The 24552-nt window shown below is 52.2% G+C and carries 24 protein-coding genes; 18 read left to right on the top strand and 6 right to left on the bottom strand.

Annotated elements, in window-relative coordinates:
• The first annotated feature begins 6 nt into the window (after positions 1-6).
• The 5 genes from pgaB (at position 7) to LG384_RS21825 (ending at position 4567) form a co-directional block, all read left to right on the top strand.
• Positions 7-2028, top strand: coding sequence for a poly-beta-1,6-N-acetyl-D-glucosamine N-deacetylase PgaB (gene pgaB / locus LG384_RS21805; protein ID WP_200009933.1), 2022 nt, complete (start codon positions 7-9; stop codon positions 2026-2028).
• Complete coding sequence (gene pgaC / locus LG384_RS21810) at positions 2025-3359, top strand: poly-beta-1,6-N-acetyl-D-glucosamine synthase (RefSeq protein ID WP_045447099.1); 1335 nt, start codon at positions 2025-2027, stop codon at positions 3357-3359. Before pgaB ends, pgaC begins: the two co-directional genes overlap by 4 nt.
• Complete coding sequence (gene pgaD, locus LG384_RS21815) at positions 3356-3862, top strand: poly-beta-1,6-N-acetyl-D-glucosamine biosynthesis protein PgaD (RefSeq protein ID WP_045447097.1); 507 nt, start codon at positions 3356-3358, stop codon at positions 3860-3862. The genes pgaC and pgaD overlap by 4 nt, the downstream gene beginning before the upstream one ends.
• A gap of 190 nt (positions 3863-4052) precedes the next feature.
• Positions 4053-4283: a 4Fe-4S mono-cluster protein YjdI gene (yjdI, locus tag LG384_RS21820; protein ID WP_048220619.1), complete on the top strand. Its 231-nt coding sequence runs from the start codon at positions 4053-4055 to the stop codon at positions 4281-4283.
• Between the two features lie 11 nt (positions 4284-4294).
• On the top strand, positions 4295-4567 hold the full coding sequence (locus LG384_RS21825) for a GNAT family N-acetyltransferase (protein ID WP_045447092.1): 273 nt from the start codon (positions 4295-4297) through the stop codon (positions 4565-4567).
• A gap of 69 nt (positions 4568-4636) precedes the next feature.
• Here LG384_RS21825 and LG384_RS21830 read toward each other — a convergent pair whose 3' ends face one another.
• Positions 4637-5566 carry a LysR substrate-binding domain-containing protein gene (locus LG384_RS21830; RefSeq protein ID WP_045447089.1) on the bottom strand — a complete coding sequence of 310 codons (930 nt, stop codon included), beginning with the start codon at positions 5564-5566 and terminating at the stop codon, positions 4637-4639.
• Positions 5567-5951: 385 nt separating this feature from the next.
• Between LG384_RS21830 and LG384_RS21835 the strand changes: the two genes are divergently transcribed.
• The 7 genes from LG384_RS21835 to LG384_RS21865 all read left to right on the top strand — a co-directional run bounded on the left by LG384_RS21835 (position 5952) and on the right by LG384_RS21865 (position 14455).
• The gene (locus LG384_RS21835) at positions 5952-6557 is read left to right on the top strand and encodes an ankyrin repeat domain-containing protein (RefSeq protein WP_045447086.1); all 606 of its coding nucleotides are present in this window, start codon (positions 5952-5954) and stop codon (positions 6555-6557) included.
• A gap of 39 nt (positions 6558-6596) precedes the next feature.
• Positions 6597-7472 carry a DUF2877 domain-containing protein gene (locus LG384_RS21840; RefSeq protein ID WP_048220621.1) on the top strand — a complete coding sequence of 292 codons (876 nt, stop codon included), beginning with the start codon at positions 6597-6599 and terminating at the stop codon, positions 7470-7472.
• A complete protein-coding gene (gene fdrA, locus LG384_RS21845) occupies positions 7450-8997 on the top strand; it encodes an acyl-CoA synthetase FdrA (RefSeq protein WP_200041862.1) in 1548 nt (515 codons plus the stop codon). The genes LG384_RS21840 and fdrA overlap by 23 nt, the downstream gene beginning before the upstream one ends.
• Positions 8997-10412, top strand: coding sequence for a DUF1116 domain-containing protein (locus LG384_RS21850; protein ID WP_225761518.1), 1416 nt, complete (start codon positions 8997-8999; stop codon positions 10410-10412). Before fdrA ends, LG384_RS21850 begins: the two co-directional genes overlap by 1 nt.
• Before the next feature lie 120 nt (positions 10413-10532).
• On the top strand, positions 10533-12083 hold the full coding sequence (locus tag LG384_RS21855; RefSeq protein WP_045447075.1) for a hypothetical protein: 1551 nt from the start codon (positions 10533-10535) through the stop codon (positions 12081-12083).
• Between the two features lie 26 nt (positions 12084-12109).
• Positions 12110-13060 carry a carbamate kinase family protein gene (locus LG384_RS21860; protein WP_225761519.1) on the top strand — a complete coding sequence of 317 codons (951 nt, stop codon included), beginning with the start codon at positions 12110-12112 and terminating at the stop codon, positions 13058-13060.
• 12 nt (positions 13061-13072) lie between these two features.
• On the top strand, positions 13073-14455 hold the full coding sequence (locus tag LG384_RS21865) for an amidohydrolase family protein (RefSeq protein ID WP_045447070.1): 1383 nt from the start codon (positions 13073-13075) through the stop codon (positions 14453-14455).
• A 55-nt stretch (positions 14456-14510) separates the two neighbouring features.
• Here LG384_RS21865 and LG384_RS21870 read toward each other — a convergent pair whose 3' ends face one another.
• A complete protein-coding gene (locus LG384_RS21870; RefSeq protein ID WP_225761520.1) occupies positions 14511-15428 on the bottom strand; it encodes a nickel/cobalt efflux protein RcnA in 918 nt (305 codons plus the stop codon).
• Positions 15429-15547: 119 nt separating this feature from the next.
• On the opposite strand from LG384_RS21870, the gene rcnR reads away from it, so the two are divergent.
• Positions 15548-15820 (top strand): Ni(II)/Co(II)-binding transcriptional repressor RcnR, encoded by a 273-nt coding sequence (rcnR, locus tag LG384_RS21875; RefSeq protein WP_016154292.1) that lies wholly within the window; start codon positions 15548-15550, stop codon positions 15818-15820.
• A 52-nt stretch (positions 15821-15872) separates the two neighbouring features.
• On the opposite strand, the gene LG384_RS21880 is transcribed toward rcnR, so the two are convergent.
• Positions 15873-17102, bottom strand: a complete 1230-nt coding sequence (locus LG384_RS21880; protein ID WP_045447063.1) for an amino acid permease — start codon at positions 17100-17102, stop codon at positions 15873-15875.
• Between the two features lie 142 nt (positions 17103-17244).
• Complete coding sequence (locus tag LG384_RS21885) at positions 17245-17700, bottom strand: multidrug/biocide efflux PACE transporter (protein WP_045447061.1); 456 nt, start codon at positions 17698-17700, stop codon at positions 17245-17247.
• A 101-nt stretch (positions 17701-17801) separates the two neighbouring features.
• On the opposite strand from LG384_RS21885, the gene LG384_RS21890 reads away from it, so the two are divergent.
• The 4 genes from LG384_RS21890 (at position 17802) to kduD (ending at position 22314) form a co-directional block, all read left to right on the top strand.
• On the top strand, positions 17802-18686 hold the full coding sequence (locus LG384_RS21890) for a LysR family transcriptional regulator (RefSeq protein WP_045447059.1): 885 nt from the start codon (positions 17802-17804) through the stop codon (positions 18684-18686).
• A 102-nt stretch (positions 18687-18788) separates the two neighbouring features.
• Positions 18789-19967, top strand: coding sequence for an acetyl-CoA C-acetyltransferase (locus LG384_RS21895; protein WP_045447057.1), 1179 nt, complete (start codon positions 18789-18791; stop codon positions 19965-19967).
• Positions 19968-20658: 691 nt separating this feature from the next.
• Complete coding sequence (kduI, locus tag LG384_RS21900) at positions 20659-21495, top strand: 5-dehydro-4-deoxy-D-glucuronate isomerase (protein WP_225761521.1); 837 nt, start codon at positions 20659-20661, stop codon at positions 21493-21495.
• A gap of 57 nt (positions 21496-21552) precedes the next feature.
• Positions 21553-22314 (top strand): 2-dehydro-3-deoxy-D-gluconate 5-dehydrogenase KduD, encoded by a 762-nt coding sequence (kduD, locus tag LG384_RS21905; protein ID WP_045447052.1) that lies wholly within the window; start codon positions 21553-21555, stop codon positions 22312-22314.
• Positions 22315-22428: 114 nt separating this feature from the next.
• Here the strand turns inward: kduD and LG384_RS21910 are convergent, their stop codons facing one another.
• Positions 22429-22755, bottom strand: a complete 327-nt coding sequence (locus LG384_RS21910) for a cupin domain-containing protein (protein WP_045447048.1) — start codon at positions 22753-22755, stop codon at positions 22429-22431.
• A gap of 142 nt (positions 22756-22897) precedes the next feature.
• On the opposite strand from LG384_RS21910, the gene LG384_RS21915 reads away from it, so the two are divergent.
• Positions 22898-23590 carry an aspartate/glutamate racemase gene (locus tag LG384_RS21915; protein ID WP_045447045.1) on the top strand — a complete coding sequence of 231 codons (693 nt, stop codon included), beginning with the start codon at positions 22898-22900 and terminating at the stop codon, positions 23588-23590.
• On the opposite strand, the gene LG384_RS21920 is transcribed toward LG384_RS21915, so the two are convergent.
• Positions 23577-24512, bottom strand: a complete 936-nt coding sequence (locus tag LG384_RS21920) for a LysR family transcriptional regulator (RefSeq protein ID WP_045447042.1) — start codon at positions 24510-24512, stop codon at positions 23577-23579. The genes LG384_RS21915 and LG384_RS21920 overlap by 14 nt on opposite strands.
• Positions 24513-24552: the final 40 nt, after the last annotated feature.

Here is a 24552-nt window from a genome sequence, read left to right on the forward strand (position 1 = left end):
CTGTACATGTTTAAAAGATGCCTATGGGTTAGCGCATTAATCGCTGGCTGGTTGATGATCACTGCGTGCAGTAGCGCGCACAATACGACCCCGCGCTACGTTCCTCCGGCGGAGCGATCTCCGCTTGCTGCTGATCATCCATGGCCGAAAAATAGCTTCCTGGTGCTGGGCTATCACGATGTAGAGGACGGCGCGGCAGATCAGCGATACCTCTCTGTGCGTACCAGTGCGCTGAGCGATCAGATGGGATGGCTACGTGACAACGGTTATAACCCGATCAGTGTGCAGCAAATTCTGGATGCGCATGACGGAAAAATCGTGCTGCCGGAAAAAGCGGTATTACTCACCTTTGATGATGGTTATAGCAGTTTTTATACCCGCGTGTGGCCGCTGCTGAAAGCCTATAACTGGCCAGCACTGTGGGCACCGGTGGGCAGCTGGGTTGATTCTCCCGCCAATAAAAAAGTTGATTTTGGTGGGCTGATGACGGCGCGAGACAAATTTGCCACCTGGAAAATGGTCGAGGAAATGGGGAAATCGCCGCTGGTTGAAATTGGTGCGCATACATGGGCATCGCATTTCGGTGGTGAAGCGAACCCGCAGGGAAGTAAAGAACCTGCTGTGGCAAACCGTCTGTACGATAAAAAGACCGGCACTTACGAAACGGACGAACAGTACAATCGCCGTATTAACACTGATATCTCTTTAATCACAAACAAAATAAAATCTGTAACCGGGAAATCGCCACGCGCATGGGTCTGGCCTTATGGCGCAGCCAATGGCACGACATTAAGTCTGGCCAAAGAGCACGGTTACAAGATGGCGTTTACGCTCAACGAAGGGCTGGCAAATGCCGCGTTTCTGGATGATATCCCCCGTGTTCTGATATCTGATAACCCATCCCTTAAGCGCTTTGCCAGCCAGGTCGGCCAGGTGCGTGAACCTCAGACGATGCGCGTTATGCATATCGATCTGGATTATGTGTATGACAAAGATCCTGCCCAACAACGTAGAAATATCGACAAGCTGATCCAGCGTGTCTATGACATGCGTATTTCTCATGTTTTCCTGCAGGCGTATGCCGATCCACAAGGTGACGGAAATATTCACGAGCTTTATTTCCCTAACCGCTGGCTGCCGATGCGTGCCGATCTCTTTAACTATATCTCCTGGCAATTACAAACGCGGGCAGGGGTTACCGTTTATGCCTGGATGCCGGTGCTGGCTTTTGGTCTCGACGACGCTATTCCACGCGTGACGGCATGGGATCCGAAAACCGGACGTAGCGCGATTAATCGTGAGCAGTATGTTCGTCTTTCTCCCTGGGATAGCGAAGCGCGTAAGCGTATCACCGAGATTTATGAAGATCTGGCGAAGCATGCCAGTTTCAAAGGGATTCTGTTCCATGATGATGCTTTCCTGACGGATTTTGAAGATGCGTCGCCGGAGGCTTTAGCCGCATACCGTGCCGCAGGCCTTCCGGGCAGTATTGAGCAAATTCGTAACGATCCTCAGGCATTCGAACGTTGGACTCGCCTGAAAAGTAAGATGCTGACCGACTTTACAAAGGAACTGACCCGCGCGGTACGTAATATTCGCGGCCCACAGGTACAAACCGCACGCAATATTTACGCCATGCCGGTGCTGGAACCAGAAAGTGAAGCCTGGTTCGCGCAGAACCTGAATGATTTCCTCAATACCTATGACTGGACAGCACCGATGGCAATGCCATTGATGGAGAATATTCCGGCCAATGATGCCAACGCCTGGCTGGACAGACTGGTGAATGCCGTTGCACAAACGCCCGGAGCGCTGGATAAGACCGTGTTTGAACTGCAAGCACGAGACTGGCGTAAGTCCGGGGAACAGGCCGAAATCAGCGGTAAACAAATAGCCGAGTGGATGCGCCAGCTTAAGTTAAGCGGTGCGGGTAACTATGGTTATTACCCGGATGATTTCATCAGCGACAAACCCGAGATGTCAGAGATTCGCTCGACGTTCTCATCATACTGGTACCCGCAAAAATGACCGATCGCATTATTGCTTTCCTGATTCTTTGCCTGATGTTCAGTCTGCCGTTTGGCGTGGCTGTCGTTTTTACAGGTGAAGTGATGCTGAACTTCGTCTTCTTCTGGCCCTTGTTCATGTCGGCTTTGTGGATAAGCGGTGGGGTTTACTTCTGGTTTTACCGTGAACGCCACTGGAAATGGGGAGAGGAAACACCGCCGCCGACGCTTGAAGGAAATCCGCTGATTTCGATCTTGATCCCTTGTTATAACGAAGGGATCAATGCGCGTGAAACGATCGGTGCAGCGCTGGCGCAGCGTTATACAAATATTGAAGTTATTGCCATTAACGACGGTTCGACAGATGACACGCACGACGTGCTTGAACAACTGGCAACGGAATACCCGAGCCTGCGGGTGATTCATTTAGCCGAGAACCAGGGGAAAGCCCTGGCGCTCAGGACCGGCGCAGCGGCGGCCCGCAGTGATTATCTTGTCTGCATTGATGGTGATGCTTTACTGGATCGCGATGCCGTCGCCTATATTGTCGCCCCGTTGATACAGTTCCCGCGTGTCGGGGCGGTGACCGGAAACCCGCGCATTCGTACCCGTTCCACGTTAATTGGTCGTGTACAGGTCGGTGAATTCTCCTCGATTATCGGCTTGATTAAGCGCACTCAGCGAGTCTATGGGCAGATCTTTACCGTTTCTGGCGTCATTGCGGCATTTCGTCGTCGTGCTCTGGCTGAGGTGGGGTACTGGAGCCCGGACATGATCACTGAAGATATCGATATCAGTTGGAAGCTGCAATTGCGCCACTGGTCAGTATTCTTTGAACCACGAGCACTGTGCTGGATCCTGATGCCTGAAACATTAAGAGGATTGTGGAAACAGCGTCTGCGCTGGGCTCAAGGTGGTGCTGAAGTATTTATTGTTAACATGCGTCGCCTGTGGTCTTGGGAATTTCGCCGCATGTGGCCGCTGTTCCTTGAGTTCTGTTTTTCTACCGCCTGGTCATTTGCCTATGCGGTCAGCATTGTGCTGTTCCTTTGCGGGTTATTTTTCCCAATGCCAGACTCGCTATACGTGCAAAACCTGTTCCCGCCAGCATTTACCGGGCTAATACTCGGCGTGGTTTGCTTGCTGCAGTTTGCGGTGAGTCTGATGATTGAACGGCGCTATGAAAAAGGTATCGGCGCTTCGTTGTTCTGGATCATCTGGTTCCCGGTGGTGTACTGGATGCTGAGTCTGTTCACCACGCTGGTCGCTTTCCCCAAAGTGATGCTTAAACGCAAACGCGGCAGAGCGCGTTGGGTAAGCCCTGACCGTGGAATTGGGAGGATAGAATCATGAGCCAGCCACTCATCTTTACCGAACAGCGACTTCTGCCACGTGTAATAGACGTTCTGCTAACGTTTTTTGCCTGGGTTGGATTTCTGTACCTGATCTATAAAGGGCTGATTACGGCACTGGCTCATTCACCCTTTATGGGCGTGAGGCCGTTTTTCACAACTCTGGATACGGTCACTTTTTACATCCTGATCGCATTGATAAACGGTCTGGTGCTCATTGGCTGGGCGAAGTACAACCAGTATCGCTTCCGTGTGGAACGACGCAGTCGCAGGCCTGGGCTTGAAGATCATGAGCTGGCAGAAAGTTTGCGAATTACCCGAGAACTGGTTACCGAGCTGAATAAGGCGAGGGTGCTTACGGTTCATCACCATGAGAATGGTGAAATCGACTATGTGGAAGTGGACAGGCATATTGCCGATAACCGCTTGCCGCCGCCAACACCTGCAATGCTTGAGATGCTACCGTCAGCCAGGGAACGGTTGCACGAAGAAATGAATCGGTGACAGAGAACCTTTAACCCTTGAACTGGATTACGTTCACGGGTTGTATCGTTCCACAGAAGTGAAGAACATGAGGTGAACGTAATCGTGTGCCGGAGCTAATCTGCGACAATTTCAGCCGCCAGCAGCAGCCTTCAGACTCGCCTGGGTCTATGATTACTCCCAGGACAATAAAAATAACTGAGGTAATGTCGTGGATAAAGAGTTACTGGAAGCAGGTTACCGGGCCTATACCGGCGAGAAGGTTGATGTCTATTTCAATACGGCGATATGCCAGCATTCGGGTAATTGTGTGCGGGGAAGCGCGAAGCTTTTTAACCTGAAACGTAAACCGTGGATCATCCCGGATGAAGTTGATGTCGCGACGGTCATTAAGGTTATCGATACCTGTCCGAGCGGCGCGCTTAAATATCGCCAGAAATGAGTGAGAAGACCATGGATATTCTTGAAGGGCACAACAAGTTTTATGTTAACGATGCCGAGGGCAATCAGGTTGCTGAGATTGTCTTCGTGCCGACGGGCGAACATCTGAGCATCATTGAACATACTGATGTTGACCCCAGCCTGAAAGGTCAGGGAGTCGGCAAGCTGCTGGTGGAGAAAGTGGTGGAAAAAATGCGCCGAGAAAACCGTAAAGTGATCCCGCTCTGTCCGTTTGCCAAACATGAGTTTGATAAAACTCGCGAGTACGACGACATTCGTGCCTGAGTTTTACTTTTCACCGGATGACGCAACGCGCATCCGGTGCGTCCACAATAGTTCCCCTCATCGGGCATATTACTCCCGATGCAGCAGATCCTGATAAATCCCCGTCAGTACCCCTTGTGGGCCAAACTCCTTTTTAATCCACTGTGTCACCCGCCCGGTTGCCGAGTGCTGGGTCGCCAGTAGCATGCGCGAATCCTGGCGTGGGTTATGGATCTGTCGCGTCACCAGCAGCGATTTTTCCATTGCTTCGCGCACCATATAGTCGGGTAGAAAACCGATGCCTTCGCCGAGGATCTGACACTGGCACTTGGTATTAAAATCGGGCACCAGGATTGATTCCTGCCCGTGCAGCAGCCAGCCGACCTTCTTGTTAATAGTGTGCGCGGTATCTTCTACCATGATGTTCGGGTACAAACGCAGCTGACTCTCTGAAATCGGCTCAGGCATAAAGGCCAGCGGGTGATCAGGTGCGATGGCGAACGACCAGCGGATCGCGCCAATCTCGGTGTAATCGATCCCGCCACCGTCCAGTAGCGTGTCTGGCGCGCCAATGGCGATATTGGCCTGGTTATTGATGATGGAATCCCAGACGCCGTTATAGACCTCCGTGGTCACGGTTATCTGGCAGGTTGGAAACTGTTTCTTAAGTACCTGTAACAGTCGCGCGGTATGCTTCGGGGTATACAGCAGTTGATTAATACAAATGCGCACCCGAGCCTCAATGCCCTGGGAGATCGTATCAATGCTGCGCTTGATGGCGTGAAAGTCGTTGAGCAGGTCTGTCGCTTTACGAAAGAAATAGCGCCCGGACTCGGTCAGCTCAATGCTGCGGGTACTGCGGGTAAACAGCACCACATCCAGCCCCATTTCCATGCGCTTGATGGTATAACTGATGGCGGAGGTGGTTAAACCCAGCTCCTCGGCGGCCTTGCTGAAGCTGCTGTAGCGGGCAGCCATCGTAAACGCCAGCAGGTTTTCCTCGGTAAATATTGAATTCATTCCTTCTCCCCTGAGTCCACAACCCGCGATACGATGATTGTTGAATGTATTTGTAATCCTTATGGAGAGCAATCAGTTTTGAACAGAATTTAACACTAGGGTTACATTTGATTTGAAGGCAATCACACTTCTGTGTTTTAGTTGCAGGCCGCTATCCGTGCAGCATACCGCTTTATTTCCCCTATGACTGATTAATGGCTGAAAGACCGTTAGTCATAAGAGAAAGATTGCACTACAGCACATTTTGTTCTCATTATTAAATTTGTTTCAACAATCGACTCACTTACGATGAATGAAATTTAAGCGGATGTTATTCTCCGTACTCTGTTGCTATTCTCAGGTTATCGGATATTTAAAAAGTCTAAAAAACTGCAGGAGAGCGATTATGTCAGAGAAAGAACTCATTACTGAATTTCTGCTGGCGGCAGAACAGGGCAATGCCGAAGGATTAAAATCCTGTCTGGCAAATAATGTGGATATTAATGCTACTAACCGCCAGGGCCGTACCGCCATAATTATTGCCAGCCTGAATAAGCATTATGACTGCGTTTCTTTATTGATTGACGCCGGTGCCGATATTAATAAACAAGATCAAACTTGTTTTAACCCCTTCCTGATTAGCTGCCTGACTAATGATTTAACGCTGCTGCGTACGGTATTACCTGCCAATCCCGATCTCGAACGACTGAGCCGTTTTGGCGGCGTTGGTATTACGCCAGCCAGCGAAAAAGGTCACGTTGAGATCGTACGTGAATTACTGCAGCGTACCGATATCAATGTAAACCATACCAACTTTGTCGGCTGGACGCCGTTGCTGGAAGCCATCGTACTTAATGATGGCGGCGCGAAGCAGCAGGAAATCGTCAAGCTGCTGCTCGACAATGGCGCTAACCCGCACATGACGGATAAATACGGTAAAACCCCGCTGGAACTGGCGCGGGAGAAAGGGTTCCATGAAATCGCCGAGCTGCTGATTGCCGCCGGAGCCTGACAGAGGAGCGCCACTATCGCCACGCCATCACGGCGATGCGTGCGGGCGCTAACTGCAGACGGCGCGTTTCTTGCGTATCGGGGAACGGGGCGAGTTGAACAGGTTTTTTCCCGCGCGGTGAACCTGTTCATACCGGAACAGCAGCGATTGTTTACGTTATTGAGTGAGTGCTGCGATAACGCGCCTAACAGCTGTCGGCTGGCGCTGACGCATTGCGAAGATCTGTTTCAACCCGGTGAGCCGGTGAGTTTTACGCAGTCAGGGATCGCTGTTGGTTATGATAAATGGATAGAGACCTCTGGTTGCCTGATGTGGCAAATGCCTCGTGGGTCGCCAGATGCAGAGCGCTTCACCACAATATCCTGGCGCCACTGGGCAGAGGTTATCCGCCAACAGCTTAATCGCGACGACACATTATTTCTGTACCAGGGGGATAATCCGTTTTACCAGGAAATTACTCGTGAATTACAACTGCGCCGCCAAAGTTTAATAACGGCGCTGAGTACGGGAGAAAATATCTGTGTTGCGGTCAGCGATTTAATTGGTCTTGGAATAGGGCTGACGCCATCGTCTGATGATTATTTAGTAGGCCTGAGTACAATTTTATTTATTAGTGGGCATCCGCTGAATAAGTATCGACAAGATTTTTTAACGGCATTACAGATTGCCGGAAATAACACAACCTTACTCAGCAAAATAACGCTGGAAGAGGCGTTTCATCAACGTTATCGGGAAAGTGTCACGCGGTTGGTGACCCATATTATTACTGAGCAACCACACGTTGCTACGAAATTTATTACTGACATTAAAAATATCGGCTCAAGTTCTGGCTGCGACATGCTGTACGGCATGGCGGATGCCTGCGCCCTGAGCCAACGGTCCGGAGGGAATTATGTCGATCAGGATAGTTGTTAAAAAGAACACGTATTTTGATTCTGTCTCACTGATGTCTATCTCTACGCGCGCTAATAAGCTTGATGGTGTGGAGCAGGCGTTCGTGGCGATGGCAACGGAAATGAACAAGGGCGTGCTGAAGAATCTCGGTCTGCTTACGCCTGAGCTGGAAGAGGCAAAGAGTGGCGATCTAATGATTGTCATTAAAGGTGCGAGTGAGGCCGCGAACGAGCAAACGTTGGTGGCGATAGAGGAACTGTTCACGCATAAGGAACAAGGTGGGCAGCACGAAGCACGTTATGCCACGCTCGCCAGTGCTAAAAAACATGTCCCCGACAGCAACCTCGCGGTGATATCGGTAAATGGTCTGTTCGCGGCCCGCGAGGCGCGTCAGGCGCTGCAAAACAACCTCAACGTAATGTTGTTTTCTGACAATGTTTCCCTTGATGACGAACTGGCTCTTAAACAGCTGGCGCATGAAAAAGGGTTGTTGATGATGGGGCCTGATTGCGGTACCGCCATTATTAACGGCGCGGCGCTCTGTTTTGGGAACGCGGTGCGTCGCGGCAATATCGGCATTATTGGGGCATCTGGCACCGGTAGTCAGGAGCTCAGTGTGCGCATTCACGAATTTGGCGGTGGCATTTCCCAGTTGATCGGCACCGGTGGACGCGATCTGAGCGAGAAGATTGGCGGCCTGATGATGCTCGATGCGATAGATATGCTGGAGGCCGATCCACAAACTGAGATCATTGCGCTGATCTCTAAACCGCCAGCACCTGCGGTAGCCCGTAAGGTGCTGGAACGTGCGCGCGCCTGCTTTAAACCGGTGGTGGTCTGTTTCCTCGGACGTGAAGCTGCGCCTGCGGACGAAGAGGGTCTGCAGTTCGCTCGCGGCACTAAAGAAGCGGCATTGAAAGCAGTGCTGCTGAGTGGCGTGAAAAAAGAGAGTCTTGATCTGCATCCGCTCAACTGGCCGCTGATTGAAGAAGTTCGCGCCCGTCTGACGCCGCAGCAAAAGTATATTCGCGGACTGTTCTGTGGCGGCACGCTGTGTGATGAAGCGATGTTTGCCGCCATGGAAAAACATGCCGAGGTGTACAGCAACATTCATCCGGACCCGGCGTTCCGCCTGCAGGATCTCAACCGTAGTGTGGCGCATACCTTCCTTGATTTTGGTGATGATGATTTCACCAACGGCAAGCCCCATCCAATGATCGATCCGACCAACCGCATCAGTCGTTTGTTGCAGGAAGCGAGAGATCCTGAAGTCGGCGTGATCGTGATGGATTTCGTCCTTGGATTTGGATCGCATGAAGATCCGGTTGGCGTGATGATCGACGCGATCAATGAAGCGAAAGCCATCGCTGCCGCTGACGGTCGTCCTCTGGAAATTCTCGGCTATGTTCTGGGGACCGACCTGGATACGCCATCGCTGGAAAAACAGTGCCAGATGCTGACTGATGCCGGCGTTATCTGGGCGAGCAGTAGCACCAACACCGGATTGCTGGCGCGTGAATTTATCTGTAAAGGGGAGGAAGCCTGATGAGCCAGACACTGTTTAACCAGCCGCTGAATGTGATTAACGTCGGTATCGCGATGTTCAGCGATGACCTGAAAAAGCAGAACGTGCCCGTTACTCAACTCGACTGGACACCGCCAGGCCAGGGCAATATGCAGGTGGTTGCGGCACTGGATCAGATTGCTGATTCACCGCTGGCAGACAAGATTGCCGCCGCTAACCAGCAGGCGCTGGAACGTATTATTAAGTCGCATCCGGTGCTGATTGGCTATGACCAGGCCATCAATGTGGTACCTGGAATGACCCGTAACACGATTCTGCATGCCGGGCCGCCGATCCGCTGGGAAAAAATGTGCGGTGCGATGAAAGGTGCAGTCACCGGCGCGCTGGTATTTGAAGGGTTGGCGAAAGATCTGGATGAAGCCGCCGAGCTTGCCGCTTCGGGCGAAATTAACTTCTCGCCGTGCCACGAACATGACTGCGTGGGATCGATGGCGGGCGTAACGTCCGCGTCGATGTTCATGCACATCGTGGAGAACAAAACTTACGGCAACCGCGCATATACCAATATGAGCGAGCAGATGGCAAAGATCCTGCGCATGGGAGCGAACGATCAAAGCGTTATCGATCGCCTTAACTGGATGCGTGATGTGATGGGACCGATGCTGCGTGATGCGATGAAACTGGCGGGTGAAATCGATTTACGCCTGATGCTGGCACAGGCGCTGCACATGGGCGATGAGTGCCATAACCGCAACAACGCCGGTACGGCACTGTTAATTCAGGCGCTGACTCCGTGGATTATCCAGACCGGCTATCCGGTTGAGCAACAACGTGAAGTGTTCGAGTTTGTGCTCAGCAGCGACTATTTCTCCGGTCCAACGTGGATGGCGATGTGTAAAGCCGCCATGGATGCTGCGCACGGCATTGAATACAGCACGGTGGTGACGACGATGGCGCGTAATGGTGTTGAGTTCGGCCTGCGTATCAGCGGCTTACCGGGCCAGTGGTTTACCGGTCCGGCACAGCAGGTGATTGGCCCGATGTTCGCGGGCTATAAGCCGGAAGACTCCGGGCGTGATATCGGCGACAGCGCCATTACCGAAACCTACGGTATTGGCGGCTTCGCGATGGCCACCGCACCAGCCATCGTGGCGCTGGTGGGTGGTACGGTTGAAGAAGCCGTCGACTTCTCCCGCCAGATGCGTGAAATCACCCTCGGTGAAAACCCAAACGTCACCATTCCGCTGCTCGGTTTTATGGGCGTGCCAACCGCGATCGACATTACGCGTGTGGGCAGCACCGGTATTCTGCCGGTGATCAACACCGCCATTGCGCACAAAGATGCGGGGATCGGCATGATCGGCGCCGGAATAGTACACCCGCCGTTTGCCTGCTTTGAAAAGGCGCTCCTCAACTGGCGTGACCGCTACTGCTAATAACAACCACAGGGGCTAACACCGTTAGCCCCACGGTAGCGAAGAGAAAAACGTTGCTTACCTGCAGGGCTGGGCGATCTCCGTGATCGCAAACGATGCTTAACCTGTAAAGGATATTCCATGAACAACATAAAACTAGAATGGAAACGTGGTGACTGGGCGGCTTACTTCGGGCTGATGACCAACAACCTGACTAACCTGTTGACAATGATGGGGCTACTCATTTTTGTTGTCGGGATCCCTACTGAAATTGTCTACGGCCGAATTGCACCCGCCTTTGGTCTGGCGGTGCTGGTGGCCAGCATCTGTTATGCCTGGTTTGGCTTGCAGATGGCGAAACATACCGGGCGTAACGACGTGACGGCGCTGCCGTCCGGGCCAAGCGCACCGTCGATCTTTACTGTGACCTTCCTGGTATTAATGCCGGTGTATCAGCAAACGAAAGACGCCAACTTCGCTATTCAGATAGCGCTGGTATGGTGCTTTGTTGAAGCGTTGATCCTGGTCGGTGGTTCATTCCTCGGTGAGACCATCCGCAAAATGATACCGCGCACAGTGCTGCTTTCCTGTTTATCTGGCCTGGGTCTGTTGCTGTTGGCAATGAACCCGATGTTGCAGGCATTTGAAGCGCCAACTGTCTCTTTCATCGTCCTGCTGCTGATCTTCATTAACTGGTTTGGTAAGAAACCGATTTTTGCCCGCATTCCTACCGGTTTGCTGCTGCTGATTGCCGGTACGGCATTGGCGTGGATCTCCGGCTTGCAAAGCCCTGAAGCGATCAAAGCCTCAATGTCCTCTTTTGGCTTTAACCCGCCGGAAGTCCATGTCGACAGCTTCCTGCAAGGCCTGCCGCACGCGCTGCCGTATCTGGCTTCTGCGGTTCCTCTGGGTCTGGCGAACTATATTTTTGACCTTGAGAATATTGAAAGTGCGCACGCGGCGGGAGATGAGTACAACACCCGTAAGGTCATGATGGCGAACGGTTTTGCATCCATGCTTGGCTGTATGTTGGGGAACCCGTTCCCGGTCACAGTCTACGTTGGACATGCGGGCTGGAAAGCGATGGGAGCCAGTATTGGTTATACCCTCGCATCGGGTATCACCATGTTCCTGGTGCCGTTGTTTGGTCTGGGGGCGTTTATGCTCGCCATTATTCCGATGACCGCGATAGTGCCGATCCTGGTGTTTATCGGCGTAGTGACCGCCAATCAGGTGGTACGAGAAACGCCCAAAGTCGAGGTCCCCGTCATCTTCATCTGTCTGTTCCCATGGATTGCCAACTGGGCGCTGACCATCGTCAACAGCGTGATGGGCGCGGCCGGAACGTCAGCGGCGAAACTGGGTAGCAATCTGTTGCACAGCAAAGGCGTGTATTACGACGGGCTGGTTCATCTGGGAAGCGGCGCGCCGTTGGCCAGTATGTTGTGGGGCTGTGTCGCTATCTTCGCCATTATGAACAAGCCACTGCGCGGTGCGGTTGCCGCAGCCTTCGGCGCACTGCTGTCGCTGTTTGGTGTGATCCACTCCCCGGCGGTTGGCTTTGCGGAAGGCAGTTCGATGATGTTTGTTCTGGCCTACCTGATGATGAGCGGCATGTTTGTCATCAAACATGTTCTCGACAGCCGTGAAGCGGTAACTGCGCCTGAGCAGGAACCAACGAAAACTACCTGAATCGCCTGCAAGCGGAAGATGACAATATGAAAGAACTTGTGGTCGTTGCCATTGGCGGCAACAGCATTATCAAAGATAACGCCAGCCAGTCGATTGAGCACCAGGCTGAAGCGGTGAAAGCGGTCGCAGATACGGTGCTGGAGATGTTGGCATCGGACTACAACATTGTGCTGACGCACGGTAACGGGCCACAGGTTGGACTCGATCTGCGGCGTGCGGAAATCGCGCATGAGCGTGAAGGTTTACCACTCACCCCGCTGGCCAACTGCGTAGCCGATACCCAGGGGGGCATCGGCTACCTGATCCAGCAGGCGTTAAATAACCGTCTGGCGCGTCGCGGGGAGCAGAAAGCGGTGACCGTGGTGACGCAGGTGGAGGTCGACAAGAACGATCCCGGTTTTGCTAATCCGACCAAGCCTATCGGGGCGTTCTTTAGCGAAGCGCAGCGTGATGAGCTACAGCGGGTCAATCCGGGCTGGCGTTTTGTGGAGGATTCCGGGCGCGGTTACCGTCGTGTTGTCGCGTCTCCGGAGCCAAAGCGCATTGTCGAAGCGGAGGCGATTAAAACGCTGACCCAGCAGGGCTTTGTGGTGATTGGCGCGGGGGGCGGTGGGATCCCGGTAGTGCGTAGCGAGCAGGGGGATTATCACAGCGTGGACGCGGTGATTGATAAAGATCTCTCTACCGCGCTGTTGGCGCAGGAGATCCGCGCTGACATCCTGGTGATCACCACCGGTGTAGAGAAAGTGTGTATTCACTTCGGCAAACCTAACCAGCAGGCGCTGGACACGGTCGATATCGCGACGATGACCCGTTACATGCAGGAAGGGCATTTCCCGCCGGGCAGCATGTTACCCAAAATTGTTGCCAGCCTGACATTCCTGGCGCGTGGCGGTAAGCGGGTGATTATCACCACGCCAGAATGTCTTCCTGCCGCGCTGTGTGGTGAAACGGGTACCCATATTGTCCATTCCTGAGAGGAGATGCGAATGAAGGAAAGTAACAGCCGCCGTGAGTTTTTAAGCCAGAGCGGAAAAATGGTGACCGCTGCCGCGTTGTTTGGCGCGGTGGCCCCGGTCGCGTATGCTGCTAATCCTGTCGGGACAACCAGTGGCGCGAAAAGCACAATGACGATTAACGATAAACACTATTATCTGGATAACGTTCTGCTGGAAGCGGGATTTGATTACGAAAACGCCGTGGTGGTTCATACCCGTACCGCGCTACAAACTGTCGAAATTCAGGACGGAAAGATTGTTGCGCTGCGTGAGAATAAGCAGCATCCGGATGCGACGTTGCCACACTACGATGCAGGCGGAAAGCTGATGCTTCCTGCCATGCGAGATATGCACATCCATCTGGATAAAACTTTTTATGGTGGCCCGTGGCGCTCACTTAATCGTCCTGCGGGCACTACCATTCAGGATATGATCCGCCTGGAGCAAAAGCTGCTGCCTGAGCTACAACCGTACACCCAGGAGCGCGCGGAAAAGCTTATTGACCTGCTGCAGTCAAAAGGTACATCGATTGCGCGCAGCCACTGCAATATTGAGCCGGTTTCCGGACTGAAAAATCTGGAAAACTTACAGGCGGTGCTGGCGCGTCGTCAGCCCGGTTTTGCCTGTGAGATCGTGGCGTTTCCCCAGCATGGTCTGCTGTTATCAAAGTCTGAACCGCTGATGCGTGAAGCGATGCAGGCGGGAGCACACTACGTTGGCGGGCTGGATCCGACCAGCGTGGATGGGGCGATGGAGAAATCCCTCGATACCATGTTCCAGATTGCGCTGGATTACGATAAAGGCGTGGATATCCATCTGCATGAAACCAGTCCGGCTGGCGTTGCGGCGGTGAATTACATGGTGGAGACCGTGGAGAAAACGCCACAGCTGAAGGGTAAACTGACCATCAGCCACGCTTTTGCATTGTCTACGCTTAATGAGCAGCAGGTGGATGAACTGGCGACCCGCATGGTGGCTCAGCAAATTACTATTGCCTCGACGGTGCCGATTGGCACGATGCACATGCCGTTGAAACAACTGCGTGACAAAGGTGTGGTGGTGATTACCGGTACCGACAGCGTGATCGACCACTGGTCACCGTATGGGCTGGGGGACATGCTGGAGAAGGCGAATCTATACGCGCAGCTCTATATTCGTCCTAATGAGCTGAATCTGTCACGGGCGCTGTTCCTCGCCACCGGCGATGTGCTGCCGTTGAATGATAAAGGTGAGCGCGTCTGGCCAAAAGCGCAGGATGAGGCCAGTTTTGTGCTGGTTGATGCCTCCTGCTCAGCAGAAGCGGTTGCAAGGATCTCTCCACGTACAGCGACCTTCCATAAAGGGCAACTGGTGTGGGGAAATGTCGCCAGCTAGCGTCATTCCACGCGCAGTGGCACAGGTTGCTGCGCGTTTCCTCTCTTTTTCGTTCCTAACCCATGATGCCCATATAGCCGTGGATCCCCATATACAATCCGACCATGCCGATGAGTGCGCTGGAAAAATAGGGGGCTTTACGTGCCAGTGTGTTAAATCCGCTCCAGCGTTTTGCCGCCTGCTGCACGCTGATTGCCGCACCGACACCTACCGTCACCAGCGTCAGCGCCAGCCCGAGGCTAAAGCACAGCACCATTGTTGCTCCCAGCGTGAAGGCTTTGAGCTGGATGCAGATCAGCAAGACCGTAATCGCGGCTGGGCACGGGATCAGCCCCCCGGTCAGGCCAAAAAGTAAAATTTGCCCGTTAGTGACCTCTTTACCCTGAAAGCGACGCTGGATGTCGGTGGCATGTGCCCGTTCGTGAGCGTCCTGATACTCTTTCGAACCTTCGGTGAGTCCTGCCAGCGCGGCATGGTCATGATCGTGGTCGTGATGATGGTGGTGATCGTCATCATGGTTATGGTGCTCATGGTGCTCATGGTGCTCATGATGCTCATGGTGCTCATGGTGCTCATGGTGGTGATGTTCGTGATCATGGTCGTGCTCGTGATGCGTCTGGGTCAGCCAGTTCTGTTCGCCTTGCCATGTCCGCCAGAACATCCACAATGCTGTGCCCAGAATGATGATGGCAGAGACAAACTGCAGCCAGGGTTCGACGGCCTGGGCGGTAAACGCTTTGCTGATATACATCCCGCCGAGCGCAATCAACCACACCACAGCGGTATGCGACAGCGTGGCCGCCAGCCCCAGCATCACCGCCTGTTTGATGGTTCCTTTAATGGCGATAATAAATGCCGCCATCATCGTCTTGGAATGTCCCGGTTCCAGACCGTGTAACACGCCTAATAAAATCGCGCTGGGAATAAAGAACCAGGCATTACCTTGCTGAAGAAGCGTAGAAAACTCACCCATGAGAATGATTCTTAGTTGTTTTGTTTCGCCAGATTCTACTCCCCCCCAGTACAGAATACTACCCCCCAGTAGATCGGCGCGGTATAGTGAGCCGTGATTTATGCAACGGGGACAGGACGATGTCACATACGATCCGCGACAAACAAAAGCTCAAGGCCCGTGCCAGTAAGATTCAGGGGCAGGTGGCGGCGCTGAAAACCATGCTTGATGAACCGCATGAATGCGCGGCGGTGTTACAACAGATTGCGGCGATCCGCGGGGCGGTAAACGGGTTAATGCGAGAAGTGATTAAAGGTCACCTGACTGAGCATATTGTGCATCAGGGCGATGAAATAAAACGCGAAGAAGATTTGGATGTGGTGCTGAAGGTACTGGATTCCTACATCAAGTAAGGCGATATGCGGCTCATTCACCCACTGATGAATGAGCCGTTGCATAACATTTTTAGCCGAAAAACATCACCGAAACACACAGCAGACCCACAATCAGGGTAATCAAATTGCCCACTGAACGGTACGGCTTCAGAGCCGGGATCAAATAGGTCGACAGCGTCGGCATGATGAAAAGAATCATGGCGATGAGCGGCCCGCTAATTGCGTAAATCATTGAGATGGCATTCGGGTTAATGCAGCAAATGATAAACGTGATCGTCGAGACCAGCATAATCGACAGGGCGCGGTTAAAGGCCCGGCTTTTCTTCACTCCCACTTGATGCAACGACGTTTTTACGACTTCGGTTGCTCCTTCAATCACGCCAAAGTACGTACCCAGAAACGATTTTGACATCGCCACAATGGCTACGATAATCCCTGAAATCGACAGCCATGCAGGGGCGTTCGGCATCATTGAGAGCGCTGACAAAATCGTCACGCCTTCATTTCTTGCGTCTTCAATATAATTTACTGGAATAGAAAGTAAGCAGCTGAAGACGAAAAACAGCACGCTCAGACAGATGATTACGTAGGCTACTTTCATGATTTTTTTGCATTTACCCATGGCCTGCTCGCCGTATTTCTCGCGTCTGTCGATGGCAAACGTGGAGATGATTGGCGTATGGCTAAAAGCAAAAACCATCACGGGGATTGATATCCATACCTGATGAAGCGTGTGTTGATCGAAAGACATCTGGCCGGTGAGTAACGTAGGCTGCCAGCTTCCGGTCAGATAGAGCGAAAGGAACAAAAAGTAAGCGATGAGTGGGAACACCAGAAATCCCATCACCCGAATAGTGGCTTGTCGCCCCATCAGAAAGATGAGATTCAGTACCAGCACCACGCCAAGGCTGACGAGCATGCGGATGCGTAGATCCACGGTGATATGTTTTGCCAGCTGTTCTGTGAGGGAGTTGGTGATTGCCACGGCGTAGATCAGCACGACCACAAAGAAGGCAACAAAATAGAGAGTGGTGATTAAGCTACCAATCTTTTTGCCGTAGTAGTGCGTTACCGCACCGGTGATCCCTTCACCAGCTGACGTTTTCGATGACAGGATAAACTGGCACAGAGCCTTGTGTGGCCAGTAAGTTAAAGGCCAGGCAACAAGTGCGGTGATAAACAATACGACCGCCCCAGCAGAACCCAGTTGTATGGGGAGAAATAGGGTTCCTGCGCCGACGGCAGTCCCATATAACGCGAAGCTCCAGAGAGTCTCTTCTTTTGACCAAATTTTCGACATTATTTGAACGTATCAACTATAAAATAAACAAAAAGAAGCGCAATTTACCACAAATGAGAGGTGCTGGGGGAGGTGTGAACAAGTGGGCTGGTGAATGGATGAATAGCCGGAATCGGGATAATTCCGACTATTCGTTGAATTATCAGGCAGTAACGCGCTGTTGACGGCGCTTCATCACGCGTTCACGCACCGTGTCGTATGCCCAGTTATAAAACATGGTGTACGGCAGGAAGAACAGGAAGAAACCTATTTCTAGCGTGAATGCCTGCAGCAGACTGACGCTCAGCACATACGACACGATGGTTACCCCGATAACGATAAAACCACTTTCGAAACCTAAGGCGTGAAATGCCCGTACTTTCGCCGTACGTTTCACCAGGTGTGACGGCCACAAGCGATCAAACAGGGCGTTATAAATGATATTCCAGATCATCGCTGTGGTAGCCAGGAGTACGGTCAATCCGCCCATTTCCAGCACCGAACGTTGCATCAACCATGCGGTGGTTGGTGCGAGAATAGCGGTGGCAATGCCCTCAAAACAGACGGCGTGAAAAATACGTTCCAGTAACGAACGGCGTTGGACTGTATCGTGTTGCATAACGTAAAACCTTCTTTGATGCCCGGATAACGGAATGGTGGAAATTTTATCGTTTTATGTGATATCTAAAAGATAGAATCCATCGATAAAGTAGATAGGTTATGCGTTACTCTCCCGAAGCATTAACAGCATTTGTTGAGACCGTTTCCTGCGGTTCATTTTCTGCGGCAGCGCGGCGGCTGCGTAAAAGTCAGTCCACTATCAGTACGGCGATTGCGCATCTGGAAGCCGATCTCGGTTTTGCGCTATTTGATCGTTCCTCGCGCCAGCCGACGCTCACTGAACAAGGTAAACGGGTACTTGGCTACGTTCAGGCGATTTTGTCAGCGAGCGATCGTCTGGATGAAGCTGCTATTTCACTTTCAGGCGCAACGGAAGCGCGTTTGACGTTTGTGCTTTCTGACACGCTGCATCCGGATGTGCTGGAAGAATTGATGGTGCAGTTTGACCGCCTGTTTCCCCATACCGAGTTTGAATGTCTGATTGGCGAAGATGAAGATGTGATCGATCTGCTGCAAAAGGGACGTGCTCAGGTTGGGCTTATTGAGGCGCGCGAGGACTATCCAACGGATATGGGCGTCACTCGTCTGCCAATGCAAACCTGGATGGGGTTATATGTGGCGGCCTCGCATCCGCTGGCTACGCAAAACAACCTGCAATGGGAGCAGCTCCACACCTGGCGCGAACTGCGGTTGAATACCTATCTGGAAAGCGGCACTAACGTGGCGCGTGGTCCCGTATGGTCTGCTCCTAACTATCTGTTATTGCTGAGTATGGCGGTTCAGGGGTTTGGCTGGTGCGCGCTACCTTGCGCGCTGGTGGAAGAATTTGCGGCACAAAAACCGCTGGTACAGTTGAAGATGCCCGGCTGGCCAAAGGCTATCTCTATCGACCTGCTGTGGAATAAGAAATCGCCTCCTGGCGTGGCGGGAAGCTGGTTACGCGACCATTTACAGCAGAGTGGCGTTCAGATGACCAATAAATGATACGAAATTCCTTTGTGATAAAAATCACCATTTTTAAACAACTGTGATAACTATCTTTAACAATCATCTACTATTGCGATGTTATTTTGCGCTGAGGTGGTGATGAAAGAGGTTGTGATAGTGGGGGCGTTAAGGACACCCATTGGCTGCTTCCAGGGGACGCTGGCGCGTCACTCTGCCGTTGAGCTAGGCAGCATGGTGGTCAGGGCGTTACTGGAACGCACAGGCGTGGATGTCCATGCTGTTGACGAAGTGATCCTCGGGCAGGTGCTCACCGCAGGAGCCGGGCAGAATCCCGCGCGCCAGTCTGCTATCAATGGGGGATTACCCAATACCGTTTCTGCTATCACTATTAACGATGTTTGTGGTTCGGGCCTCAAAGCGCTGCATCTGGCAACGCAGGCTATCCAGTGTGGTGAAGCCGATATTGTGATTGCTGGTGGACAAGAGAATATGAGCCGCGCACCGCATGTTCTCACCGACAGCCGCACTGGCGCGCAACTGGGCAATAGCCAACTGGTGGACAGCCTGGTTCATGACGGTTTGTGGGACGCTTTCAACGATTACCATATGGGCGTCACCGCCGAAAACCTGGCGCGGGAATACGGAATTAGCCGCGAATTGCAGGATGACTACGCGCTTCGCTCTCAGCATAAAGCGCGTATGGCGATCGACGCCGGGCGTTTTAAAGATGAGATTGTGCCGGTCGTGACCCAACGTAACGGACAATCGATCGTTGTTGATACCGATGAACAGCCGAGAACGGATGCCAGTGCTGAAGGGCTGGCTCGACTGGATCCGACATTTGATCGTTCAGGCTCTGTCACGGCGGGCAATGCGTCGTCGATAAATGATGGCGCCGCAGCCGTGATGATGATGAGCGAAGCCAAGGCGCAGGAGCTGAATTTGCCCATACTGGCGCGTATTCGAGCCTTTGCCAGCGTCGGGGTCGATCCTGCGCTAATGGGGATTGCGCCAGTGTATGCTACCCGTCGCTGTCTTGAACGAGTCGGCTGGCAGCTGGCTGATGTTGATCTTATCGAAGCTAACGAAGCATTTGCTGCCCAGGCGTTATCGGTGGGAAAAGTGCTGGAATGGGATGAGAGGCGGGTCAATGTCAATGGTGGAGCCATCGCGCTTGGCCATCCTATTGGCGCATCCGGCTGTCGTATTCTGGTGTCGTTGGTACATGAGATGGTCAAACGTCAGGCGCGAAAAGGCCTGGCTACGCTGTGTATCGGTGGCGGCCAGGGCGTCGCGCTCGCCATTGAACGAGACTGAAGCGCTTTATACTCCCCTTTCAAACACGCTCTTCTGCTGCGCTGTCCCATGCAAATGTGACAGCGTCGGTGAGTGATATCTTTAATACAAGCACACAAGAATTCATGCTTGTATTCCCGTCATACTTCAAGTTGCCTGGGTGTTAGCTGTGCGTTACTTGGCTTACCATGAGTCTCGCCCTTACGGACCGCCGCTCCGCAGTGTTCAAAACGGCTCCTGGCCCTAGTCACTTACTTGTGTAAGCTCCCGGGGCTTCGCTCTGTTGCCACCTACAGGCCACCCGAATTATTTTGGGTATAGTTTTACCTTCCGCATGGGCTTTGACTTGGCGCGTACGCTACCGTCGTCTTTCTAACCTGCAATATCTCCTTCTTCGGTAGCCGTCCTGGTTAACTCTGTATTTTCAGTGCATTATCTCAACCACTGCTGAATCACTATTTAATTAATAATCTATTTTATTGTTTTATATGGTTTTTATATGCCTTTGCTATCATTTTTTCCGCTATTTTTGAGACCCTAACGTGATCGCAACTACACTTTTGATAATAAGATGCAGAAAAAGTGAAACATCGTTTTAGTTGTAATTGAAAACGTGTTCCGGGAGGGATATCATTAACCCATTAGTTAAAAACGGAACGGTGTTTTGTTATCCGTTCAAGAATTCACGGTCAATTTATCACTGGAGGTAAATGTGGACGTAAGACAAAGCATCCATAGTGCGCATGCTAAAACCCTGGACACTCAGGCGCTGCGCAATGAGTTTTTGGTAGAAGAAGTGTTTGTCGCTGACGAATACACCATGGTTTACAGCCACATCGACCGCATTATTGTTGGCGGCATTATGCCAGTGGCAAAAACCGTTTCCGTGGGTGGCGAAGTGGGCAAACAGTTGGGCGTAACCTACTTCCTGGAACGTCGCGAACTCGGTGTGATCAACATCGGTGGTCCGGGCACAATTACCGTTGACGGCCAGTGCTATGAAATCGGTCACCGCGATGCGTTGTATGTGGGAAAAGGGGCGAAAGAAGTTGTGTTTGCAAGCATCGATGCGACAAAACCAGCCAAGTTCTACTATAACTGCGCACCGGCACATACAACCTATCCAACCAAAAAAGTGACCCCAGCCGATGTTGCTCCAGTGACTCTGGGTGATGATCTCACCAGTAACCGTCGTACCATCAATAAATATTTCGTACCAGACGTACTGGAAACCTGCCAGTTGAGCATGGGTCTGACGGAACTGGCACCTGGTAATCTGTGGAATACCATGCCGTGCCATACCCATGAACGCCGCATGGAAGTTTATTTCTATTTCAACATGGAAGAAGACACCTGCGTTTTCCATATGATGGGGCAGCCTCAGGAAACGCGTCACATTGTGATGCATAACGAGCAGGCTGTAATTTCTCCAAGCTGGTCTATTCACTCTGGCGTCGGTACAAAAGCTTATACGTTCATTTGGGGCATGGTCGGTGAAAACCAGGTCTTCGATGATATGGACCACGTTGCAGTAAAAGATCTGCGCTAGTTGCGGGCGGCAACCCTGCCTGTCTGTGACAGGCATTATAAAAAGTAAGGATTAATAATGATTTTGAATGCATTCTCTCTTGAAGGTAAAGTCGCCGTTGTGACAGGTTGTGACACTGGTCTGGGGCAGGGTATGGCGCTGGGCCTGGCTGAAGCGGGTTGCGATATCGTGGGTATCAATATTGTTGAGCCGACTGAAACTATCGAACGTGTTACCGCACTGGGCCGCCGCTTTTTAAGTCTGACTGCAGACCTGCGTCAAATCGACGGTATCCCGGCGCTGCTGGAGCGTGCAGTTGCAGAATTCGGTCATATCGACATTCTGGTCAATAACGCAGGTCTTATTCGTCGTGACGACGCGATCGATTTCAGCGAAAAAGACTGGGACGACGTGATGAATCTGAACATTAAGAGCGTGTTCTTTATGTCTCAGGCTGCGGCTAAGCACTTCATCGCGCAGGGCAAGGGCGGCAAAATTATTAACATCGCCTCTATGCTTTCTTTCCAGGGCGGCATCCGCGTTCCGTCTTATACCGCATCAAAAAGTGGTGTGATGGGCGTAACGCGTCTGATGGCGAACGAGTGGGCAAAACACAACATCAACGTTAATGCGATTGCTCCGGGCTATATGGCAACCAACAACACGCAACAGCTGCGTGCTGATGAGCAACGTAGTGCAGAAATTCTCGATCGCATCCCGGCGGGACGTTGGGGATTACCAGACGATCTGAAAGGGCCAATTGTATTCCTGGCGTCCAGTGCATCTGACTACATCAACGGCTATACCGTTGCAGTAGATGGCGGCTGGCTGGCACGTTAACGGGTCTTCTTCCTGTATCGACAAACAAAAACCCTGCCAAACAGCAGGGTTTTTTATCTTTTATCCCTTACATTTCAGATAAGAAGCTAAAAGGGTGACCTGAGAACGGTGGAATTATGCTTTCAGGAAATCTTCGCGTACGGGGGTGAAAGTATCCAGTAATGTGCCTGGTTTTAAACAAACGCAGCCATGCATAATATTGGGTCGCTTGTACAGCGTGTCGCCTGCGCGGACAACATGCTTTTCTTCGCCAATGGTAAATTCAAACTCGCCGGATAACACATAAGTGAGCTGTTCGTGCGGGTGGTTGTGCATCGGACCAATTGCGCCTTGCTCGAAATTCACTTCAACAGCCATCATTTTGCCGTCGTGAGCCAGGATGCGGCGGGTAACGCCGTTGCCCAGATCTTCGAGGGTGGTTTCTTTATGAAAAATAAACATCCGGCGGTCCTGTATTATGTTGAAACAATGTTTCATTAAATTTATATCATAAATAATTAAAAGGAAACGCAGGCTCACAGATGTGGAAAGTTGATCACATCTTTGGTTCACTGGAGCGACAACAACGAACAAGGAAAAAAAGATGAAAACTATCGGTCTGTTAGGCGGTATGAGCTGGGAATCCACTATTCCTTATTATCGACTCATTAATGAAGGTGTGAAGAAACGTCTGGGAGGCCTGCATTCGGCGCAGATCCTGCTGCATAGCGTAGATTTCCACGAGATTGAAGCTTGCCAGTCAAGTGGCGACTGGCAGCAGGCTGGTGAGATTCTGGCGCAGGCCGCCATGGGGCTTCAGCAGGCGGGGGCTCAAGGGATCGTTCTGTGTACCAACACGATGCATAAGGTCGCCGGGGCGATTGAAACGGCCTGCGAGGTGCCGTTCCTGCATATTGCTGATGCAACGGGCAGGGCCATCAGCCAGCAGAAAATGTCTAACGTGGCGCTACTCGGTACGCGCTACACCATGGAGCAGGAGTTTTATCGTGGACGCCTACAGCAAGAGTTTGGTATTAACACGTTGATCCCCGAACAGGATGACCGGCAGAAGATTAACCAGATAATCTTCGAAGAGCTGTGCCTGGGTGAATTCAGTGACACTTCGCGAGATTATTACCTTAATGTGATTGATGGCCTGGCTCGTCAGGGCGCGCAAGGCGTCATTTTTGGCTGTACCGAGATTGGCCTACTGGTTCCGGCGCAGATGAGTCCGCTGCCGGTGTTTGATACGGCTGCGATTCACGCGGCTGATGCGGTGGAGTTTATGCTGTCGTAAGCGGATCCAAAATAGCATCCAGCGGATCGATCAGAGCAGGAAGATGGGCTTGCAAATGTGCCGTAAATGCATCGACCAGTGCGGATGCCGGTCGGTGTAACGGGCGAATCAGGCTAACGGTAAACGGTACGTCGATACTGAAACGTCGAACGACAACGCCGCTGGCGGCATAATCCAATGCAGTGAGTGGGTTTACGACCGAGATCCCTGCGCCGGCACGAACCATCGCGCAAACGGACGCGGCGCTGTGCGTTTCCAGGACCATTCGACGTTTAACCTGATGGTCATTAAACAGAGCATCCAGCAACTGACGGTAACTGTCTGTGCGTGACAGGCTGATGTAATTTTCACCCTGAAAGTCTTCTGGCGTTAGTATGGCTTTCGCACTTAGCGGGTGTCCTGAAGGTAGGACACACACTTCGTTAAGCGTCAGCAGTGCAGTACGTTCAGTGCCTGCGGGCGTGTGCAAGGTCTCCGTCAATCCCAGATCGTGGCGCTGGGCTGAAAGCCACTCCTCAAGCAGCGGTGACTCTTGCGGAACGATGTTCAGACTCACGTCCGGATAGCGGGCCAGAAACGGTTGCAGTAGGGTAGGTAAAAACGATTGTGAAAACACCGGCAGGCAAACAATTGACAGCTCGCCCTGGCGGAATTCTCGCAGGCTTTCTGCGGCATTAACAATGCGATCCAGACCATACCAGGAGCGTTGTACCTCCTCAAATAACCGTAGGCCCTGTACCGTTGGCTGCAGTCGACCACGAGTACGTTCAAACAGCGTTAACCCCAATACTTTCTCAAATCGCGCCAGTTCCCGACTGACTGTGGGTTGCGAAGTGTGTAGCATCCGTGCGGCTTCCGTCAGGTTGCCCGCTGTCATGATGGCGTGAAAGATTTCAATGTGTCGCAGGTTAACGGCAGGCATGGGCGTTCCTCGAATCGGGTAGTACATATCATTTTTGCAT

This window comes from Citrobacter sp. Marseille-Q3906 (genome assembly GCF_916618775.1).
GTDB lineage: Bacteria > Pseudomonadota > Gammaproteobacteria > Enterobacterales > Enterobacteriaceae > Citrobacter > Citrobacter murliniae.

Coding starts and splice junctions, on each gene's coding strand:
- pgaB (WP_200009933.1), top strand. CDS start 7: ATGTTTAAAAGATGCCTATGGGTTAGCGCATTAATCGCTGGCTGGTTG.
- pgaC (WP_045447099.1), top strand. CDS start 2,025: ATGACCGATCGCATTATTGCTTTCCTGATTCTTTGCCTGATGTTCAGT.
- pgaD (WP_045447097.1), top strand. CDS start 3,356: ATGAGCCAGCCACTCATCTTTACCGAACAGCGACTTCTGCCACGTGTA.
- LG384_RS21825 (WP_045447092.1), top strand. CDS start 4,295: ATGGATATTCTTGAAGGGCACAACAAGTTTTATGTTAACGATGCCGAG.
- LG384_RS21830 (WP_045447089.1), bottom strand. CDS start 5,566: ATGAATTCAATATTTACCGAGGAAAACCTGCTGGCGTTTACGATGGCT.
- LG384_RS21835 (WP_045447086.1), top strand. CDS start 5,952: ATGTCAGAGAAAGAACTCATTACTGAATTTCTGCTGGCGGCAGAACAG.
- fdrA (WP_200041862.1), top strand. CDS start 7,450: ATGTCGATCAGGATAGTTGTTAAAAAGAACACGTATTTTGATTCTGTC.
- LG384_RS21850 (WP_225761518.1), top strand. CDS start 8,997: ATGAGCCAGACACTGTTTAACCAGCCGCTGAATGTGATTAACGTCGGT.
- LG384_RS21855 (WP_045447075.1), top strand. CDS start 10,533: ATGAACAACATAAAACTAGAATGGAAACGTGGTGACTGGGCGGCTTAC.
- LG384_RS21860 (WP_225761519.1), top strand. CDS start 12,110: ATGAAAGAACTTGTGGTCGTTGCCATTGGCGGCAACAGCATTATCAAA.
- LG384_RS21865 (WP_045447070.1), top strand. CDS start 13,073: ATGAAGGAAAGTAACAGCCGCCGTGAGTTTTTAAGCCAGAGCGGAAAA.
- LG384_RS21870 (WP_225761520.1), bottom strand. CDS start 15,428: ATGGGTGAGTTTTCTACGCTTCTTCAGCAAGGTAATGCCTGGTTCTTT.
- rcnR (WP_016154292.1), top strand. CDS start 15,548: ATGTCACATACGATCCGCGACAAACAAAAGCTCAAGGCCCGTGCCAGT.
- LG384_RS21880 (WP_045447063.1), bottom strand. CDS start 17,102: ATGTCGAAAATTTGGTCAAAAGAAGAGACTCTCTGGAGCTTCGCGTTA.
- LG384_RS21885 (WP_045447061.1), bottom strand. CDS start 17,700: ATGCAACACGATACAGTCCAACGCCGTTCGTTACTGGAACGTATTTTT.
- LG384_RS21890 (WP_045447059.1), top strand. CDS start 17,802: ATGCGTTACTCTCCCGAAGCATTAACAGCATTTGTTGAGACCGTTTCC.
- LG384_RS21895 (WP_045447057.1), top strand. CDS start 18,789: ATGAAAGAGGTTGTGATAGTGGGGGCGTTAAGGACACCCATTGGCTGC.
- kduD (WP_045447052.1), top strand. CDS start 21,553: ATGATTTTGAATGCATTCTCTCTTGAAGGTAAAGTCGCCGTTGTGACA.
- LG384_RS21910 (WP_045447048.1), bottom strand. CDS start 22,755: ATGTTTATTTTTCATAAAGAAACCACCCTCGAAGATCTGGGCAACGGC.
- LG384_RS21915 (WP_045447045.1), top strand. CDS start 22,898: ATGAAAACTATCGGTCTGTTAGGCGGTATGAGCTGGGAATCCACTATT.
- LG384_RS21920 (WP_045447042.1), bottom strand. CDS start 24,512: ATGCCTGCCGTTAACCTGCGACACATTGAAATCTTTCACGCCATCATG.